At 73.8% G+C, this 18,352-nt stretch carries 19 protein-coding genes and 1 pseudogene; 12 read left to right on the forward strand and 8 right to left on the reverse strand.

Annotation, left to right across the window (positions count from 1 at the left end; all coding sequences use genetic code 11):
- The first annotated feature begins 100 nt into the window (after positions 1-100).
- The 3 genes from JD77_RS14605 (at position 101) to JD77_RS14615 (ending at position 2,531) form a co-directional block, all read left to right on the forward strand.
- Positions 101-853 (forward strand): TIGR03089 family protein, encoded by a 753-nt coding sequence (locus JD77_RS14605; RefSeq protein WP_145774884.1) that lies wholly within the window; start codon positions 101-103, stop codon positions 851-853.
- Between the two features lie 150 nt (positions 854-1,003).
- On the forward strand, positions 1,004-1,894 hold the full coding sequence (locus JD77_RS14610) for a GNAT family N-acetyltransferase (protein WP_246140668.1): 891 nt from the start codon (positions 1,004-1,006) through the stop codon (positions 1,892-1,894).
- Positions 1,895-2,081: 187 nt separating this feature from the next.
- Positions 2,082-2,531, forward strand: a complete 450-nt coding sequence (locus JD77_RS14615) for an iron chaperone (protein WP_145774885.1) — start codon at positions 2,082-2,084, stop codon at positions 2,529-2,531.
- Between the two features lie 110 nt (positions 2,532-2,641).
- Here the strand turns inward: JD77_RS14615 and JD77_RS14620 are convergent, their stop codons facing one another.
- Both JD77_RS14620 and JD77_RS14625 read right to left on the reverse strand, forming a co-directional pair.
- Complete coding sequence (locus tag JD77_RS14620) at positions 2,642-2,899, reverse strand: hypothetical protein (RefSeq protein ID WP_145774886.1); 258 nt, start codon at positions 2,897-2,899, stop codon at positions 2,642-2,644.
- Positions 2,896-3,217, reverse strand: a pseudogene (locus JD77_RS14625) (hypothetical protein). Before JD77_RS14625 ends, JD77_RS14620 begins: the two are co-directional and overlap by 4 nt.
- 165 nt (positions 3,218-3,382) lie before the next feature.
- On the opposite strand from JD77_RS14625, the gene JD77_RS14630 reads away from it, so the two are divergent.
- Positions 3,383-3,619 (forward strand): GntR family transcriptional regulator, encoded by a 237-nt coding sequence (locus tag JD77_RS14630; protein WP_211372562.1) that lies wholly within the window; start codon positions 3,383-3,385, stop codon positions 3,617-3,619.
- 198 nt (positions 3,620-3,817) lie between these two features.
- Here JD77_RS14630 and JD77_RS14635 read toward each other — a convergent pair whose 3' ends face one another.
- A complete protein-coding gene (locus JD77_RS14635) occupies positions 3,818-5,497 on the reverse strand; it encodes a DNA repair helicase XPB (RefSeq protein WP_145774889.1) in 1,680 nt (559 codons plus the stop codon).
- Between the two features lie 163 nt (positions 5,498-5,660).
- Between JD77_RS14635 and JD77_RS14640 the strand changes: the two genes are divergently transcribed.
- Together JD77_RS14640 and JD77_RS14645 are read left to right on the forward strand one after the other, a co-directional pair.
- Positions 5,661-6,548: a L,D-transpeptidase family protein gene (locus tag JD77_RS14640; RefSeq protein WP_145774890.1), complete on the forward strand. Its 888-nt coding sequence runs from the start codon at positions 5,661-5,663 to the stop codon at positions 6,546-6,548.
- Between the two features lie 87 nt (positions 6,549-6,635).
- A complete protein-coding gene (locus tag JD77_RS14645) occupies positions 6,636-6,872 on the forward strand; it encodes a hypothetical protein (protein ID WP_145774891.1) in 237 nt (78 codons plus the stop codon).
- A 28-nt stretch (positions 6,873-6,900) separates the two neighbouring features.
- Here the strand turns inward: JD77_RS14645 and JD77_RS14650 are convergent, their stop codons facing one another.
- The gene (locus JD77_RS14650; protein ID WP_145774892.1) at positions 6,901-9,360 is read right to left on the reverse strand and encodes a helicase-associated domain-containing protein; all 2,460 of its coding nucleotides are present in this window, start codon (positions 9,358-9,360) and stop codon (positions 6,901-6,903) included.
- Between the two features lie 86 nt (positions 9,361-9,446).
- Between JD77_RS14650 and JD77_RS14655 the strand changes: the two genes are divergently transcribed.
- Both JD77_RS14655 and JD77_RS14660 read left to right on the forward strand, forming a co-directional pair.
- Positions 9,447-10,070: an HAD family hydrolase gene (locus JD77_RS14655; protein WP_145774893.1), complete on the forward strand. Its 624-nt coding sequence runs from the start codon at positions 9,447-9,449 to the stop codon at positions 10,068-10,070.
- Positions 10,071-10,098: 28 nt separating this feature from the next.
- A complete protein-coding gene (locus JD77_RS14660) occupies positions 10,099-10,485 on the forward strand; it encodes a cold-shock protein (RefSeq protein WP_145774894.1) in 387 nt (128 codons plus the stop codon).
- On the opposite strand, the gene JD77_RS14665 is transcribed toward JD77_RS14660, so the two are convergent.
- Positions 10,446-11,291, reverse strand: coding sequence for a 1,4-dihydroxy-6-naphtoate synthase (locus JD77_RS14665; protein ID WP_145774895.1), 846 nt, complete (start codon positions 11,289-11,291; stop codon positions 10,446-10,448). The two genes, JD77_RS14660 and JD77_RS14665, sit on opposite strands and share 40 nt — an antisense overlap.
- A 537-nt stretch (positions 11,292-11,828) precedes the next feature.
- Here JD77_RS14665 and JD77_RS14670 point away from each other — a divergent pair.
- Complete coding sequence (locus JD77_RS14670) at positions 11,829-12,647, forward strand: GNAT family N-acetyltransferase (protein WP_145774896.1); 819 nt, start codon at positions 11,829-11,831, stop codon at positions 12,645-12,647.
- 13 nt (positions 12,648-12,660) lie between these two features.
- Here the strand turns inward: JD77_RS14670 and JD77_RS14675 are convergent, their stop codons facing one another.
- Both JD77_RS14675 and JD77_RS14680 read right to left on the reverse strand, forming a co-directional pair.
- Positions 12,661-13,326 (reverse strand): futalosine hydrolase, encoded by a 666-nt coding sequence (locus tag JD77_RS14675; RefSeq protein WP_145774897.1) that lies wholly within the window; start codon positions 13,324-13,326, stop codon positions 12,661-12,663.
- Entirely contained in the window at positions 13,323-14,927 is a 1,605-nt protein-coding gene (locus JD77_RS14680) for an MFS transporter (protein WP_145774898.1), read from the reverse strand. The genes JD77_RS14675 and JD77_RS14680 overlap by 4 nt, the downstream gene beginning before the upstream one ends.
- Here JD77_RS14680 and JD77_RS14685 point away from each other — a divergent pair.
- Entirely contained in the window at positions 14,917-15,846 is a 930-nt protein-coding gene (locus JD77_RS14685) for a DUF3027 domain-containing protein (RefSeq protein ID WP_387226140.1), read from the forward strand. The genes JD77_RS14680 and JD77_RS14685 overlap by 11 nt on opposite strands.
- A gap of 45 nt (positions 15,847-15,891) precedes the next feature.
- Here JD77_RS14685 and JD77_RS14690 read toward each other — a convergent pair whose 3' ends face one another.
- Positions 15,892-16,140 carry a DUF2530 domain-containing protein gene (locus tag JD77_RS14690; protein ID WP_145774900.1) on the reverse strand — a complete coding sequence of 83 codons (249 nt, stop codon included), beginning with the start codon at positions 16,138-16,140 and terminating at the stop codon, positions 15,892-15,894.
- A gap of 91 nt (positions 16,141-16,231) precedes the next feature.
- On the opposite strand from JD77_RS14690, the gene JD77_RS14695 reads away from it, so the two are divergent.
- Together JD77_RS14695 and JD77_RS14700 are read left to right on the forward strand one after the other, a co-directional pair.
- On the forward strand, positions 16,232-17,710 hold the full coding sequence (locus JD77_RS14695) for an NCS2 family permease (protein WP_145774901.1): 1,479 nt from the start codon (positions 16,232-16,234) through the stop codon (positions 17,708-17,710).
- 129 nt (positions 17,711-17,839) lie between these two features.
- Entirely contained in the window at positions 17,840-18,289 is a 450-nt protein-coding gene (locus tag JD77_RS14700) for a MarR family winged helix-turn-helix transcriptional regulator (protein WP_211372563.1), read from the forward strand.
- The last annotated feature ends 63 nt before the right edge of the window (positions 18,290-18,352 follow it).

The following is an 18,352-nucleotide window of genomic DNA, read 5'->3' on the forward strand; positions in this document are numbered from 1 at the left end:
ATCGGTGCGAACGGAAACTGTCCAAGATTGCGCTGCGGGCGACCGTGGCGCAGCGCAGGCGGTCGATAGGGTGGGGCGATTCGGAGTGAGGAGAGCCCTGATGGCCGGACTGCCCACCGTCGCCGCGCAGGTCGCGCCCACCGAGGGCGAGCCGCCGCTGCTGACGTATCTCGACGACGCGACCGGTGAGCGGGTCGAGCTGACCGCGGGCCAGCTCGGCGACTGGGCGGCGCGTACGGCTGGCCTGCTCCGGGACGGCTGCGGGCTCGGGCCGGGCAGCCGGGTCGCGGTGCTGCTGCCGCCGCACTGGCGTACCGCCGCGGTGCTGCTCGGCGCCTGGTCGGTGGGCATGGCGGTGTCGTTCCGGCCCCGGGCCACCGCCGGGCTGCCGGTTCTGGAACCGGGCGGCGACCAGCCGTACGACGCGGTGTTCGTGACCCCGGAACGCCTCGACGACTGGCTGGAGGACGTGCCCGACGGGGTGCACCGGTACCTCGTCGGCGCCGGGGCCGGGCCGCTGGCCGACGTACCCGTGGGCTGGCTCGACTGGTCCAACGAGGTGCTGCGACACACCGACACCCCGCCCGACCACGCCGCCGTCCGCCCGTCGGATGCGGCCACCCCGGACGGCACCAGCATCGGCGAGTACGGGCGGGTGGCGGCGGAGGTCGCGCAGCAGCTCGACCTGCGGGCCGGCGATCGGCTCCTGGTCGACGCGGCCGAGCACGAGCAGCCGCTGAAGTGGCTGCTGGCCCCGCTCTCCGTCGGCGCGTCCGTGGTCGTCTGCGCCAACCTCGACCCGGCCCGACGGGACGCCCGCATCGCCGCCGAACACCCCATCCGCGTCCTCTGACGCCGGCCGACCGGGCCGGAATGCGCTTGACGCCGCCCCGCCCCGGCCTGCCTACTTGCTCTCGCGCCACCGGCCCCACTGACCTGCCTGGCCCCCGTCGACGCCCAGGCCCGGTGAGCCCGGAGACGGAGCGCAAGGACAGGGGGAGGCGTGGTGGAGGGGATCGGGCCGGGTGCGGGCGCGCTTACCTGGGAGAAGCTGGGCGAGGGGGAACTCGGGGCGTTGGGGGAGCTGGCTCAGGCGTGCCTCGGCGCCGACGGCGGGTTGCCGCTGTTCGGGCGTACGCCGTTGGTGCGGGCGCGGCTGTTGCAGGGACGTACCCTCGGGGTCTGGCACGACGGCGGCCTGGTCGCGGCCGTGAGCGTCGGGACCGGCCGGGACCCGGCCACCAGCACCGGCCTGGTGCATCCGGCCTGGCGGGGGCGGGGCCTCGGCGGCAGGCTGCTCGACTGGGCCGGCGAGCAGGCCGGGGACGCGGACCTGCTGCTGACCACCGAGTCCTGGAGCCCGGGCGCGGAGACGCTGTTCGCGGCGCGCGGCTTTGAGCGGACGTTCGCCGAATGGGTGCTGCGGCACGACCTGACCGATCTTCCGGCGGTCGCCCGGCCCGAGGGCGTAAGCACTGAGCCGGTGAGCTGGAAAAATGGGTCGGAGCTGTTCGGGACGTACAGTGCGTCGTTCGCCGACCGGCCCGGCTTCGCCGCGCCCACCGCCGAAGAATGGCTGGGTGAGCTGCGGGACGACGACGAGTACCGGCCGGAGCTGTCGATGATCGCGCGCGGCCCCGACGGCGCGGCGGTCGGCTTCCTCAACGTCATCGACAACTGGATCGACCAGGTGGGCGTCGTGCCGGGCTGGCGGGGCCGGCGGGTCGGGGCGTACCTGGTGGCGAGCGCGCTGCGCTCGCTGGCTGGGGAAAAGGTCGGGGACGCGTGGCTCTGCGTCAACGACAACAACCCGGCCGCCGCGCTGTACCGGCGGCTCGGGTTCCGCGACGCCGGCCGCCGCGCCCGCTACCTGCGCCGCCGACTGTCACGCTAGGGGGCGACGATGGCCGATCCGGCTGGGGCCGCCGTGATCGCGGCCCTGGCGAGTCAGCGGCAGAGCCCGGCGATCGGCTGGCCCCATCCGATCAGGAATCGAGAAGCCATTGGGTGTCGTCGGCCCTAGCCTTGCTTGAGACGGCCGGCATCTCGCCGAGCCTTGAGCGTCGAAAGGCAGTCCGGAAATGCCCGCGAAGAACTCCCAGACCGAGTCCGACGGCTTCAGCGCCGAGGAGCGCGCCGCGATGAAGGAGCGCGCCGCCGAGCTGCGCGCCGAGGGCAAGCAGGGCGCCAAGAAGGCCGACGGGCTGCAGGCGGTCCTCGACAGCATCGCGAAGATGGCGCCAGAGGATCGTGCGCTCGCCGAGCGCGTGCATGTGGCGGTGACCGCCACCGCTCCGGAGCTGTTGCCGAAGACCTGGTACGGGATGCCCGCCTACACGAACCCGGACGGCAAGGTCCTTGTCGCCTTCAAGAACTCGGGCAAGTTCAACACCCGCTACTCGACGCTGGAGTTCCAGGACGCGGCCAAACTTGACGACGGAGACGTGTGGCCGGTGTCGTACGCGATCCAGAAGTGGAGCCCCGCCGTGGAGCAGAAGGTCATCGAGCTGGTAAAGACCGCAGTCTCCTGACCATCGGCGCAGTCGCCTCGCGTGGCGGGCCGGTTCTCCGCCCGGCGTCCCGGCCAGCAGCCGCCGTCCCACGGCCCGAGTGGCTCACCTGCCCGCACGACCACGCCTCTTCAGCGGCGGTTGAGCCGTCGTGAGCAGGGCAGACTGTGGTCGACCGGCAGGGCGCACCGGCCGCCGCCGGGTAGCAGCCGGTCGCAGAAGACCCAGTGGCGTACGTGCTGCTCGTCCTCGGCCGACACGGTCACCCCACCCGGCTCGACGCGGGCGCTGAGTCGGGCCAGCACCCGGGCGGCGGTGCGGGCGAAGACCCGTGCCCGGAGCAGGTCGGGTGCGGTGATGGGCAGGTGGATGATCCAGCGGTCGGTCATCGGTACTGGCGGTTGGCCGCCTGGGCGCTCTGCCAGGTGCGCAGGGCGTTCTTGATGCGTACGTTCTCCTCCTGCACCGCGACGAGGGCCTTCTGCGCGACGGCGAGTTCGTCGGCTACCTCGTGCAGGAATGATCGGATCTCGGCGGGGTCGAGGCCGGGTCGTCCAACGGCCCGGGCAGCCCTGGCAGTGGCCTGGTCCCAGAACCGGACGCCCATGATCGGTACGGCAGCAGGGCCGCGCCGGGGAGCGCGGAGAGTGAGGTCTCGTCGGCGATGCGAGACCGGTACGAGAGGCGCCAACCGACCGCAGCGGCACCGCATCACCGACAGCGACGCTACCGAACCCCTCTAACCTCTGTCAACGCTCGCTTACCTATCGAATCTAGCTGGAGTGTTGCCTGCTGCTTCCCTTGCAGTTATTGCCGCTCCTTCACCTGGTGCTCGATACTGGGAGAGCCAACCGACTGCAAGGGGCCCTCGCGTGCCGATTCCGCCGACTATGACCGAGTTGATCCAGGATCTGCTGAGGCGGATCGAGGTGGGCGAGTTCCAGCCCGGGTCACAGATCCCGTCCACCAAACAGCTCTCTGATCACTACAACGTCTCGCCTGCGACGATCCACCGCGCCGTGGCGACCCTGCGGGAGCAGGGTGTGCTGGTCGGCCGCCCGGGGCGCGGCGTCTTCGTTGCGGAGGCCGCACAGCGCCGACCGGGTTGAGTCGCTGACGCCGGTGCACGCCCGTGACGCGGTGGGCTGGCAGCCGGCCGAGCCGCGTGGCCGGCGTCCGCGCCGTGTGGGGGGAGCGGACGTCGGCCCGCCTCACGTGCGGCGTCCCCATGTCGGCGATATGGCGGTATCGGAGCGCCGTGGATACCGCCATATCGCCGACGTGGCGGTCACCGGCGGCGACCGGCCTCAGTCGACGGTCGGCAGCTTCGGCCCCAGTACGTCGTCGGCGTCCACGATCGTGTACGCGTACCCCTGCTCCGCCAGGAACCGCTGCCGGTGCGCCGCGTACTCCGTGTCGATCGTGTCCCGGGACACCACCGTGTAGAAGTGCGCCTGCCGCCGATCGGCCTTCGGCCGGAGCACCCGCCCCAACCGCTGCGCCTCCTCCTGCCGCGACCCGAACGTCCCCGACACCTGGATCGCCACCGCCGCCTCGGGCAGGTCGATGGAGAAGTTGCCGACCTTGGAGATCACGAGGGTACGGATCTCGCCCGACCGGAACGCGTCGAACAGCCGCTCCCGCTCCTTGTTCGTCGTCGAGCCCTGCACGATCGGCGCGTCCAGGTACTCGCCGAGCTGGTGCAACTGGTCGATGTACCCGCCGATGACGAGCACCTGGTCGTCGGGGTGCCGGTCGACCAGCGCGCGGACCACGGGCAGCTTGGTGCGGGCGGTCGCCGCCATCCGGTACCGCTCCTCCGACTCCGCCGTCGCGTACGACATCCGCTCCGCGTCGGTCAGCGTCACCCGTACCTCGGTGCATTCTGCCGGGGCGATCCAGCCCTGCGCCTCGATGTCCTTCCACGGCGCGTCGTACCGCTTGGGGCCGATCAGGCTGAACACGTCGCCCTCCCGGCCGTCCTCGCGTACCAGGGTCGCCGTGAGCCCCAGCCGGCGGCGGGCCTGGAGGTCCGCGGTGAACCGGAAGATGGGCGCGGGCAGCAGGTGGACCTCGTCGTAGACGACCAGGCCCCAGTCGCGCGCCGAGAACAGGTCCAGGTGGGTGAAGGCGCCGCCGCGCCGCGAGGTGAGCACCTGGTACGTCGCGATGGTGACCGGCCGGATCTCCTTGCGCTCGCCCGAGTACTCGCCGATCTCGTCCTCGGTCAGCGACGTGCGCGCGACCAGTTCGCGCTTCCACTGCCGCCCGGCGACCGTGTTGGTGACCAGGATCAGGGTGGTCGCCTTCGCCTCGGCCATCGCCGCCGCGCCGACCAGCGTCTTACCGGCGCCGCAGGGCAGCACGATCACGCCGGACCCGCCGGCCCAGAACGATTCGACGGCCTCCCGCTGGTACGACCGCAGCGTCCACGCCGCGCGGCCCTCCTTGCCCTGCTCGGCCAGCTCGATGGGGTGGGCCTCGCCGTCGACGTACCCGGCCAGGTCCTCCGCCGGCCAGCCGAGCTTCAGCAGCGCCTGCTTGAGTCTGCCCCGCTCGGACGGGTGCACCGCGATCGTGTCGTCGTCGATTTTCGCACCGAGCATCCCGGCGAGCTTCTTGCTCTTGGCGACCTCGATCAGGACGACCCGGTCCAGGGCGCGCAGGACCAGGCCGTGCACCGGGTCGTTGGCGAGCCGGAGCCGGCCGTACCGGTCCATCGTCTCGGCCACGTCGACCAGCAGCGCGTGCGGCACGGGGTAGCGCGAGTACTTGATCAGGGCGTCGACCACGCCCTCGGCGTCGTGCCCGGCGGCGCGGGCGTTCCACAGACCCAGCGGCGTCAGCCGGTACGTGTGCACGTGCTCGGGGGAGCGCTCCAGCTCGGCGAACGGTGCGATCGCCATGCGGCACGCCTGCGCGTCGGGATGGTCGATCTCCAGCAGCAGGGTCTTGTCCGACTGCACGATCAGTGGTCCACCGCTCACGCCAGCGTCCTCTCCTGAGCCTGGTCGTCGGGATCCTGAGTAGCCCCGGGCCGACCATCCAGTCTTGCACGGAGCCGGATAGGGGCAGAAGATTCGGACACTGGGTGCAACCATTCCAGTATCCCCAGCGTCTATCAGGGGGACGACCGCCCCGGGAGGCCGCATGAAGCGCTTCAATCTCACCGTCCGGGTCGTCGGCCTGGCTGTGGTCACGCTGGTCGGCGCCGGTGCGTGCACGCCCGATCCACAGACCGACCCGGGTGGCCGCGGAGGGGGGCTGGCCCGGGCCGGCTCGGTGGAGCAGGCAACGGGGGCGGGCGGCTCGTCCGGCTCCGATCGGCGTGTCCAAGCGGTCGACAGGGCGGTGCCGCCGCGGACGATCACCAGGCCGGTCCCGGAGCCCGGGCCGACCCGGACGATGCCACAGCGGCCGCAGACGAAGCCGTCCCAGGCCACGAGCTGTGCGCAGGGCGAATACCAGCGCGAGGTGGAGACGTACCTCGCCAAGCTCAACTTCGGGCCGGTCCTGGAGGACGGCCGCCAGTCCGACCTGGACTGCGCCACGATCAAGAAGTTCCAGCAGCGGTACGACATCCGCCCAGCCGAGGGGCGCGCCGGTCCCCTCACGTACGACGTGTCGAAGCGGCTGGCCACCACCGACGTGAGCCGTTGCAACGCGGGGACGGGCTCGGCCACCACCTTCTGCATCGACCTCACCCGGCAGACCACCTGGGCGATGCGCTCCGGCAAGGTCGTCTGGGGGCCGACGGTGACCCGTACGGGGATGCCGGGCTACCGCACTCCCGCCGGCACGTTCAAGATCAATTACCGGAACATCAAGGAGTGGTCCAACCCGTACGAGGTCTGGCTGCCGTACTGGCAGCACTTCACCCAGGGCATGGGCTACCACCAGACCACGACCTACCTGCACAACAAGTCGATCGGCTCGCACGGCTGCATCAACCTGCTGCCGTCCGACGCCCGCCGCGCCTGGGAGCTCGGCAAGATCGGCAGCCGAGTGATCGTCTTCGGCCGCCGCCCCGGCACCTGACGCTGCCCGGCGACGGGGCCGGTCTCGACGCCGAGGCCGGCCCCGGCGCCCCGGGGATTGTTCCCTCACCCCTCCAGGAGGTGGGCGATGAGCGTCGACCACGACCTGACCACCGAGGACGATCCGGGCCACCCCGCCGAGGTCACGGCGGCGGCCCTGCTCGGGTACGCCGCCGCCGCCGTCCTCCTCGTCGCCTGGTTCCTCTACGGCTGGCTCGTCCAGCGGCAGGGCTTCGTCGCCTCGGTCGGCGAGTCGGCGGGCGCCGCCTCCGCGCTCCTGCTGGCCATCGCCGTGATCGGAACGTTCCGCCGCGACCGCCGCTGACCCGCGCCCCGTCGACCGGGGGCGCGGGTCAGGTTTCCCGGACCGCGGCAGTGATGCGGTGCAGGGCGAACGTGTGCAGCATCTCCGTCCGCTCGTCCTCCGCCCGCAGGTAGCCCGCGCCGATCGACACCGGCCGGACCAGCCGCGACGCGGTCGCCCCGTGCGCGTCGACGTAACCCACCCAGACCAGCGCCTTGTCGCGTACCGCCTGCTGGAGTACCGCCAACGCGTCCGTGTGCGTCTGTGCGGCCACCGGGCCGGTGCGCGCCGCGCCGCCGCGTACCACCGCCGGTGCCCGCCGCGCCGCCCGGGCCGCCGCGTCGCCGCGGCGGATCTGCTCCACCACCCCGAGCAGGCGGGGCATGGCCAGCTTCGGGGACGCCACCGGGTCGAGCGTGCGGGACAGCGGCGCCCGGCCGGGGGCGCGCCGGGTCTTCGGGCGGGCCAGCACCGCCGCGCCGGAGGCGTCCTCCGGCACCGGGGCGTACCCGGCGTCGCGCAGCGCGGTCAGCATCCGGTTCACGTGGTACGGGGTGACCAGCACCGTCGGGGCCAGCCGGCGGAACGCCAGCGCCTCCAGCCGCCGGTCCGACAGCACCTCGGCCAGCAGCGCCTCGTCGTCGCTGCGCACGTACCCGCCGGCCGAGCCCAGCCGCAGCCCGCCGTGCCTGCGGGCCACGTCGTCCACGAGGTAGGTGAGCCCCTGCGGCACCGGGGTGCGGGACCGGCGGCGGAACAGGGCGTGCAGGTCGTCGGCCGAGTATCCGGCATCCAGGGCCCGACGCACGCTCGCCGTGGTGACCCGGTGCACGCTGGCCCCGCCCGCCGACTCGTGCTCGGCCACCATGTCCAGTTCCGCAGCGAGGGCCGGGTCGGGCGGGCCGGGCACCACCACGGTCAGGTCGGCCTGCACGAGGAAGTGGTCGACGGGGGCGGGCAGCAGGGCGTCCAGGGCCCGCACGGCGGTTGGCGCGCCGTCGCCGTCGGCGCCCGGGCGCAGCCCCAGCGGGTCCTCCGCGCCCCGCTCGTCGGCCTCGGTCACGTCGGCGAGCAGCAGCCGCCCGTACGAGGTGAGCGCCCCCAGCCCGGTCACCCCGAGCTGGGCCGCCTCGGCCAGCACCTCCCGGTGCGCCTTCTCCCGGTCGCGGCTGCGCCGGGGTGCCCGCCAGTCGAGCAGCTCGAGCACCTCGTCGGGGGTGGGGGCGGTGGCCGGCTCCAGGTCGGCCAGCACCCCGAGGACGGCACGTCGGGCGGTCGGCGCGCCGGCCCGCTCCGCCTCGGCCGAGAGCACGCTGACCGGCCGGTCCCGGTCGTCCCGCTGCCCGACCAGGCCCGCCTGGCGGGTCATCAGCAGCCACGCCCGGGCCAGTTGCTCCCAGCGCTGCGCCAGCGACATCGCGCGCCACACCTCGTACCCGCCCGTGGGCAGGATCTGCTGGTCGGCGCCGTACCGGGTGGTGGTCGCCCCGGGCAGTTCCAGCTCGCCGGCCAGCCCCGCCGCGTACGCGACCTCCAGCAGCAGGGCCGCCGTCGGGTCGTCCAGCCCCAGCGTCTTGGCCAGCCGGCGCAGGTCGCGCACGCCGATCCCGCCCGAGCGCAGCACGGGCGCCGGCTCGGCGGACAGCAGCTCCAGCAGCGCCTCGGTCTGCCGTACCACCTCCATGGTCTGCCCAGCCCCGGCCGAGTCGACGGCCTTCGCCTCGCGCGGCGCGGCGGCCACCGGCGGCGGGCTGGCGCGCAGCGGGCCGAGCGGGCCGGCGTCGCGGCGCAGCAGCAGGCCGACCTCCCGGGGCAGCTCCACCGTCCCGGCGGACACCTGCACGAGCAGCCGGCTGTCGACCAGCCAGCGCACGGGCGAGCCGGTCGGCGCACCGCCGTTGACCGGGTCCGGGGGCACGGCGTCCTCCGCCCCGAGCGGCGGGGCGGCCAGGGCCCCCGGGGGCACGCTGCCCACCGGCGGCCCGGCCGCGAGCCGGTCGAGGATCGCCCGGGCCGACGGGGGAGCCGCCAGCAGCGTGCGCCGCAGCTTCGCCGGGTCCGCGCAGAGGGCGGCCGTGTGCGGGTCCAGATCCGCCGCCGGCCGGCCCAACCCCGCCGGGTACGGGGACACCTCGTCGACGCCGTCGGCCACGCGCAGGGCGTGCTCGGGGCCGTACAACAGGAACAGCGCGCGCAGCCGGTTCACGGCGCCGCGGATGGTGGCCGGGGCGGGTGGGCGCGGCCCGGCGGTCGCCATGGCGAGGACCGCCTCGGTGGAGGTCACGCCGTCGGCCGGGTCCCGGGTCAGCCGGGCCGCGTCGAGGATCTGGAGGGTGAACTGGTCGAGCCCGTCCAGCGCCCGCGCCACGGAGACCCGGGACGCGGCCCGGACCGCGAGCGCGGAGACGTCCGCCGGCACCGGTACGACGAGGTCGGGCCGCAGCTGGAGCAGGGCGGCCAGGGACTCGTCGGGCAGCGTCCGCAGATGGTCGGCGAGTGAGGTGGTCATCGTCGTTCCACGCTAGCCCGGTTGGGGGTGGTCGCGCCCGTCGGACGCCCGGCCGGGCCGACCGCGAAGCCGGGTACGGTTCCGGCATGCCCCCACTGACGGTCGGTTTCGATCTCGACATGACCCTGGTCGACTCGCGTCCCGGCATCGCCGCGGCGTACCGGGCGCTGACCGCGCGCACCGGGGTGCCCGTGGACGCCGACGCGGCGGTGTCCCGGCTCGGGCCGCCGCTGCGCGTGGAGATCGCCCGCTGGTTCCCGCCCGAGCAGGTGGAGTCGGCCGTCGAGGCGTACCGGGAGCTCTACCCGGCGTACGCGATCACCCCCACCCTGCCGATGCCGGGCGCGGTCGCGGCCATCGAGGCCGTGCACGCCCGCGGCGGCCGGGTCATGGTGGTCACCTCGAAGACCGGCCGGCTGGCCCGGCTGCACCTGGACCACCTCGGGCTGGCGGTCGACGAGCTGGCCGGCGACCTGTTCGCCGAGGAGAAGGCGACGGCGCTGCGCGCCCACGACGCGACCCTGTACGTGGGCGACCACGTGGCCGACATGGTGGCCGCCGGGGCGGCCGGAATTCCCGGCGTCGGGGTGGCGACCGGCCCATGCTCGACCGACGAACTGCGGTCGGCGGGCGCCCGAGTGGTGCTGGATGATCTCACCGGGTTCCCGGCGGCGCTGGACCGCGTGATCCGGCTAGCCTTTACGCAGTAGACGTCTCCGACGAAGCAGGGGTTTTCACGTGCCTACGGGTCGAGTGAAGTGGTACGACGCGGCCAAGGGATACGGGTTCGTCACCAGCGATGAGGGTGGCGACGTGTTCCTGCCGAAGGGCGCGCTGCCGACAGGTGTCACCGACCTCAAGGGCGGTCAGCGGATCGACTTCAGCGTGGTGGACAGCCGCCGGGGCGCCCAGGCGATGGGGGTCAAGTTGCTGGAGGCCCCGCCGTCCGTGGCGGAGCTGCGCCGCCGGCCGGCGGAGGAGCTGCACGGCCTCGTCGAGGACATGATCAAGGTGCTGGAGGCGAAGGTCCAGCCGGACCTGCGGCGGGGCCGCTTCCCCGACCGCAAGGCGGCGCAGAAGATCGCTCAGCTCGTCCACGCGGTGGCGCGCGAGCTGGAGGTCTGAGGGCCGGGGGTCCGAGGTACGAGCCCGGCGTCGGCCGCCCGGCCCAGCAGCGCCTCCACGGCGGCGAACCCCGCGTCCCCCAGGTCCGCGGTGAACTCGTTGACGTAGAGCGCGATGTGCCGGTCCACGACGTCGGGCTCCATCTCCTGGGCGTGCGCGAGCACGTACTCGCGGCTGGCCTCCGGGTCGGCCCACGCCTGGCGTACCGACTCGCGGACCCAGGCGGCGGCCTCGACCGGGTCGACCGTGCCCTTGCGGGCCAGGATCGCGCCGAGCGGGATCGGCAGCCCCGTGTCGCCCTCCCACCACTCGCCGAGGTCGACCAGGGCGGTCAGCCCGTGCCGGGGATAGGTGAAGCGCGCCTCGTGGATGACCAGCCCGGCGTCGTACCGGCCCGCCGCCACGGCCGGCATGATCTCGTGAAACGGGACCACCTCGATCCGCGCCGGCGGCCGACCCGCCGACCAGAGCCGGAACAGCAGGTACGCCGTGGTCCGGTCCCCGGGCACCGCCACCGTCGCCCCGGCCAGATCCGTGCGGTCTCCCCGGGTCAGCACCAGCGGGCCGCAGCCCCGCCCGAGCGCGCCTCCGCACGGCAGCAGGTGGTAGTCGTCGAGCAGCCACGGCAGCGCCGCGTAGCTCACCTTCACCAGGTCGAACGCGCCGCGCTCGGCGGCCGTGTTGGTGACGTCCACGTCGGCGTACGTCACCTCGACGGGCGGGGCGCCGGGCACCCGGCCGTGCACGAGGGCGTGGAAGACGAACGTGTCGTTGGGGCAGGGCGAGATCGCCAGGGAGAGCGCCACGCCCCCACCGTATCCCCGCCCCCACGGGCTCGGACCTCTGGCGGCCCCGTCCGTCCTGCCGGCGGGCAGGTAGTGCTGTTCGCGGCCTTTGGAGCTGCCCGCGCAGACGGGGCACCGAAGACGACCTCCACCGGGCCGCATTACTGACCTGCGGAGCAGGTCATTACTGAGCTGCGGAGCAGGTGGTGTGCCGTCGTGCGGGGCGGGGCGGGTGGTGTGCCGTCGTGCGGGGCGGGTGGTGTGCCAGCGGGGAGCCGGCCGGCGCCTGCCGGCGTTCGCCAGTAGGCCAGCGGGTTGGCCGCTGGGCCTGGGGCCCTGGGCGCATGAACGGGGCAGCTCCATAGGGCCCGGAGGAGGCACTCGCCACCGGATGAAACGCGGTTGTCCACAGGGTTGTCCACAGGTTCGGGCGGGGTGTTGAAAGGACCGCCCAAAGCCGCGAATCATCGATGCGTGACGGAGTCAACGAGCCCGGCACCAGGGCCAGGGCCAGGGCCAGCGCCAGGGCCAGCGCCAGTACAGGTTGAGGTCGGGGACGTGCTTCGGGCCCTGCGCCGCCGGGCGGATCTGAGCCAGCGGGAGTTGGCCGCGAGGGCGCGGATCCCGAAGAGCACCGTGGCACGGATCGAGTCGGGGCGGGGCGGGGATCCGCGGTTCCGGACCGTGGAGCGGCTGGTCGAGGCTGCCGGCGGTCGGCTGGTGATCGGGCACGAGCCGCCGGCCGGCGTCGCGCCGGTGCCAGGGGTGCCGCATGACGGGATGCGGGACGAGGCGGGGCGGCGATACCCGGCCCACCTGGACGTCTGGAAGGTCGAGCAGCCGAGGGACTGGCCGGGCGCCTGGTGGGCCGAGTGGTGGAACCTGCCGCCGGAGCGGTGGCCACGTCCGCTGCCGCCGGGGACGTACGAGCTGAAGCGGTCGTATCGCGACCGGCGGCGGTGGGCGAACCGGATCCGCCGCGAGGTGACGGTGCGCCGGGTCACCGCCGGTCTGCCCGCCACGTCGTGGCGGTTCCTCGCGGAGTTGCCCGACGGGCAGCTGCTCGGGGAGCTGCGGGCCCACGAGCGCAGCCCGCACCTGCTGTACGGCGACCTGGTCGACGCGCGGGAGCGGGAGGTGGTGCTGGACGGCGTCCTGGTCGCCGGGACCTGCCGCCGGCTCGGCATCGGGCGGCGGCTGGTGGCGGCCCTGGAGGTCGAGATGGCCCGGACGGGGATCCGCGCCGCGCACGCCGTCGCCGAGGACGACGGCATCCACCTGCTGCTCGCGTGCGGCTACCGGTTGCAGGCCAACCGGCCGTGGGTGGTCCGGCTGGAGCGCCCGGACGAGCGCCGCCCCGCCCGCCCCCGCCGGTGAGCGGCCGGGGCCCTCAGGCCAGGGCCGCGGCGGCGGCCGCGAGGGCCGCGAACGCCTCGCGCATGCGCCACGCGCCGCGGTCCCGGGGGCCGATCGGGTTGGAGACGGTACGCAGCTCGGCGAACGGCAGGCCGGCCTGGGCGGCGGCGACCGCCACGCCGTACCCCTCCATGCCCTCGGCCACCGCGTCGGGGTAGCGGTCGGCGAGCGCCTGGGTGCTCGCGGCCGTGCCGGTGACCGTGCTGACGGTGAGCACCGCGCCGACCGTCGCGGCGGGCAGGGCGGCCCGCAGCGCGGCGAGCAGCTGCGGGTCGGCGGGTACGGCGGTGCCGCCGCCGAGCAGCTCGGGCGGCATGCCCAGCTCGTCGACGGGGATGAAGCCGTCCGGGGACTCGGCGCCCAGGTCGGCCGCGACGCTGCGGGTCGCCAGGACCGTACCGCCGACCGCTACGCGCCCGGCAAAGCCCCCGGCGATCCCGGCGCTGACCACCGCCCCGTACGGGCGGCCGGCCGCCTCGGCGAGCGTCAGCAGCCGGGCGGTGGCGGCGGCCGCGACCGCCGGACCCACCCCGACCGGCGCGACCGTCACCTCGCGGGACGGCAACGCGGAGTTGGCCAGGCCGGCGCGGACCGCGTCGGCCTCGGCGGGTACCGCCGTGACCACGAGCAGCCCGGTCACGACAGCGGGCCCCGGGAGTCCCGACGGGTCTCGTCGTCGGCGCCGCCGGAGCCGGCGACGGCGGAGGAGGAGGGCCGGTAGATGTGGTAACCGGGCGGGGCCAGCCCGGCGTCGTCGGCCGGGTCGTCGGCGGGCTGCCGGGCCGGCGCGGGCGAGGTGGGGGCGACGCGGGCGGCGTCCTCGGGTCCCGGCTGCTCGACCGGGGGCGGGTCGTCGGCGAGTTCGTCGTCGCCGAGCGGCCGGCCGGCGAGGCGTTCGCCGCGCAGCTTCCCGGCGACGTACACGCCACGGGCGGCGGCGAGCACCGCGACCCCGGCGGCGACGGCGATGCCGACCCGGCCGGCGAACGGCACCAGGCCGAGACCGCCGCCGGCCACGAACGCGAGCATCAGCACCGTCTCGGAGTGGGCGAACGAGCTGGCCCGCAGCCGTTCCGGGATGCGTTCCTGGATGGAGGCGTCGACCGCGAGCTTCGCCACGCCGCTGACCAGCGCGGCGACCACGCACAGCAGGGCGACCATGGGCAGCGAGAAGCGGATCGTGGCGAGCACCGCCGCGCCGGCCACGATGATCATGCTGGTGGACTGGATCGCGGTGGGCCGGTGGATGCGCAACCGGGTGCCGATCGCGGTGGCCAGGAAGGTGCCCGTCGCCAGCGCCCCGCCGACGAGCCCGAGCGCCACCTCCGCGCCGAGGTCCCGGCCGAGGAAGACGGTGGTGAGGTCGCCCTTCTTCAGCGCGAACGCGAGGAAGAGCAGCAGGAAGCCGTACACCGCGCGGAGCAGGGCGGCGCCGACGAGGGTGGCGATCACCAGCCGACCGGCGGGGCGTCCCCGGCCCAGCGGGCGGTCCCCGGCGCGCCGGCCGAGCGCGCGCAGCGGGCGCGGGACCCGCTCGGGCGGGTCGGAGTCCGCCCGGGGCGGCAACCGCAGGGCGATCACCATGCCGACCAGGAAGATGACCGAGGCCACCCGGAGCGGCCACTGCGGGCCGAACCAGAACGCCGCCAGCCCGATCGGGGCGACGAGCCCGCCGGCGATCGTGCCGTAGACGCTGGCCCGGGCGCCGACCTGGGAGAGCCCGAGGCCCGCCGGCAGCAGCCGGGGGACGGCCGCCGACCGGGCCACCCCGTACGCCCGGGACAACGCCAGCACGCCGAAGGCGGCCGGGTAGAGGCCGAAGCCGTGGATGTAGTCGGAGATCAGCCAGGCGAGGAAAGCCCGGCCGAGCATGGTGGCCGCGAGCGCGTGGCGGCGGCCGTGCCGGAAGTGGTCCAGCAGCGGGCCGACCACCGGGGCGAGCATGGCGAACGGCACCATCGTGACCAGCAGGTAGAGCGCCACCTTGCTGCGCGCCTCGCCGAGCGGCACGTTGAAGAAGATCGTCCCGGCCAGCCCGATCGCGATCAGCGTGTCGCCCGCACAGGAGACCGCGTGCAGGTCGAACAGGCGCACCATGCCGACCTCGCCGCCGGCCCCCCGCGCCCGGGCCAGCCCGGCCCGGCGGGTCATCCAGCGGCCGCCGCGCGCGGACCCCCGGAGCAGCAGGCGGACGGCTCGGATGCCGGTGCCGACGGCTCGCCCGAGTACCATGTGCACCATCCTCGCCCATCAGGCCCACGCCCGTGTCCCCACCGTCGCAGAACACGCTTCGGGGAGTGCCTGTCGGCCGCCGCCGCGCATGGGGAACAATGGCGGAGTGACCAGGCCCGCCTCCGCCCGCGCCGCCCGCCTCGACCAGGTCTGCGCCGCCGCCGTCGAGGTGGCCCGCGACGCCATCACGGAGGTGGATCCCGCCGAGGTCGGCGACCACGTCCAGGCTGTCGCCGAGGGGGATCGCCTCGTTACGCACTACTTCGAGTGCCGGCTCGGCGGGTACCGGGGCTGGCGGTGGGCCGTCACCGTGACCCGGGTGCCGCGCAGCCGCAAGGTCACCATCTGCGAGACCGTCCTGCTGCCCGGTCCGGACGCGCTGCTCGCCCCGGGCTGGCTGCCGTGGCAGGAGCGGCTCAAGCCGGGCGACCTGGGCCCGGGCGACCTGCTGCCCACCCCGCCCGACGACGAGCGGCTCACCCCCGGCTACCTGCTCTCCGACGACCCCGCGGTCGAGGAGACCGCCTGGGAGTTCGGCCTCGGCCGGCCCCGGGTGCTGTCCCGCGAGGGGCGCAGCGAGGCGGCCCAGCGCTGGTACGACGGCGACCACGGCCCGTCGGCGCCGATCTCCACCGCCGCCCCGGCCGCGGCCCGCTGCGGCACCTGCGGCTTCTACCTCCCGCTCGCCGGCGCGCTGCGGCAGTGCTTCGGCGTCTGCGGCAACTTCTACGCCCCCGACGACGGCCGGGTCGTCAGCGTGGACCACGGCTGCGGCGCGCACTCGGAGACCCTGGCCGAGACGGGCGAGACCCCGGTCGACGAGTTGCCCACGGTCTACGACGACAGCGCCGTGGAGGCGGTGTCGGTGAGCCGAGCCCCGGGCTCGGTGGAGGCGGCGGAGCCGGCCGAGCCGTACGGTCACTCCTGACGCCGACGGCGCCGGCCTGAGCGGGCCGGCGCGGCGCCCGGCGCGTCAGCGCCCGGCGCGGCGGCGACGCCGGTTGGCGTCGTGACGCATCATCACGGCCAGACCGGGAAAGCCCCAGAGGAAACCGGCCAGGCACGTCCAGAGCCAGTCCTGGTGCCCGTGCTCGATGAGCCAGCCACGGAAGAAGATCAGCAGCACCAGACCGGCCACCGCCCAGGCCACCAGCCCGGCGACCGCGAACGGCACCATCGGCGGGTCGAGCGGCTCGGGCCGCGGCGGTTGCTCCTGTCGCACGGGGGCAAGCGTACGCGATCAACTTTTGCCGCGTGGCCCGTGATCTGCGACGATGCGCGCGACAGACGGAAGATCACCTGCGAGGACCCTGATGGCCATTGCGCCGCCCGACAAAGGCACTCCACCCGATCCCGCCCACCCCCGCAACGGGTTCGACCGCTTCTTCGAGATCACCGCCCGCGGTTCGACGACGAGCCGTGAGGTGCGGGGTGGATTCGCGACCTTCTTCACGATGGCGTACATCGTGGTGCTCAACCCGCTCATCCTCGGTGGAGCCGTCGACGGCGACGGAAAGAAGTTGGCCATTCCGGCGATCGCCGCCGCGACCGCGCTGGTCGCCGGCGTGATGACCCTCCTGATGGGGGTCGTCGCCCGGTTCCCGATCGCGCTCGCCGCCGGCCTCGGCGTGAACGCGCTCGTCGCGTACGAGATCGCCCCGCAGATGAGCTGGGCGGACGCGATGGGTCTGGTGGTGATCGAGGGGGTGATCATCGCGATCCTGGTGCTCACCGGCCTGCGTACCGCGGTGTTCCGCTCGGTGCCCACCCAGCTCAAGACCGCGATCGGTGTCGGCATCGGCCTCTTCCTGACGATCATCGGCCTGGTCGACGCCGGCTTCGTCCGGCGCATTCCGGACGTGGCGAACACGACCGTCCCGGTGGGGCTCGGCGTCAACGGCCGGATCGTCAGCTGGCCGATGCTGGTCTTCGTGGTGGGCCTGCTGTTCACCATCGTGCTGGTGGTCCGTCGGGTCCGGGGCGCGATCCTGATCGGCATCCTCGCCTCGACCGTGCTGGCGATCATCGTGGAGGCGGTGGCCAAGGTCGGCCCGTCCTTTGTCGACGGCAAGCCCAACCCGAAGGGCTGGTCGCTGAACGTGCCGGAGTTGCCGAAGACGATCGTGGACGTCCCCGACCTGTCCCTGCTCGGTCAGTTCAACGTGCTGAACTCCTGGAGCCGGGTCGGCTGGCTGATCCCGCTGATGTTCGTGTTCACGCTGCTGATCACGGACTTCTTCGACACGATGGGCACGATGGTCGCCATCGGCCAGGAGGGGAACATGCTCGACGAGCGGGGCACCCCGCCGCGGGCCAAGGAGATCCTGCTGGTCGACTCGATCGCCGCGGCGGCGGGTGGCGCGGCGAGCGTCTCCAGCAACACCTCCTACATCGAGAGCGCGGCCGGGGTCGCGGAGGGCGCGCGTACGGGTGCCGCCAACCTGATCACGGGCGTCCTGTTCCTGCTGGCGATGTTCCTCGCCCCGCTGTCGGTGGTGGTGCCGTTCGAGGCGGCCTCGACGGCGCTGGTGGTGGTCGGCTTCCTGATGATGACCGCCGTGCGGACGATCGACTGGACGGACTACGAGATCGCGATCCCGGCGTTCCTCACCATCGCCCTGATGCCGTTCACGTACTCGATCTCCAACGGCATCGGCGCGGGCGTCATCACGTACGTGGTGGTCAAGCTGGCGAAGGGCAAGGCGCGGGAGATCCACCCCCTGCTGTACGGGGTGGCGGCGCTGTTCGTCGTCTACTTCGCGCGCAGCCCGATCGAGTCCCTGGTCTACTAGCCACCTACCGTGGTCCTGTGGGCCGGCGCGTCGGATCCGGGCACTCCGGCCCCACAGGGCGGAAGTTCCGCAGGTGAGCATGGTCATATCGCATGTCGTTAGCCAGGCTCATTAGTTAGGCTAACTATCGTGACGGAGCGGACGGTGACTGCGAAACGCGTGCCACCGGCGCAGCTGGCCCCCCAGTTGCGTGATGCGATCACCCGGCTCAACCGGCGGGTCCGCCAGGCCCGGCCGGTCGGCGACCTGACGGTCACCCAGCTCTCGGCGCTCACCAGCCTGAATCTGGCGGGCGCACTGACCCCCAGGGAGCTGGCCGACGTCGAGCGGGTGCAACCGCCCACGATGACCAAGATCGTCGCGAAGTTGGAGGAGCGCGGCCTCGTGCAGCGCACCCCCCACCCGACCGACGGCCGGCAGGTCATCCTCGCGGCGACCGAGGGGGGCCGGGCCGTGCTCGACCAGTTCGAGCGGGCCCGTAACGAGTGGCTGGCCCACCGGCTGGCCGAGCTCGGCGAGTCCGACCGGGAGACCCTCCAGCGGGCTGCGGAGATCCTCCAGCAGCTCGCCCGCGCCTGACCGCGCCCGCAGCCGGTCCGTGCCGTCCATCGTCGATGACGCGTACGACCGAGGAGGCGCTAC

The sequence above is a fragment of the Micromonospora olivasterospora genome, assembly GCF_007830265.1.
Taxonomy (GTDB): domain Bacteria; phylum Actinomycetota; class Actinomycetes; order Mycobacteriales; family Micromonosporaceae; genus Micromonospora; species Micromonospora olivasterospora.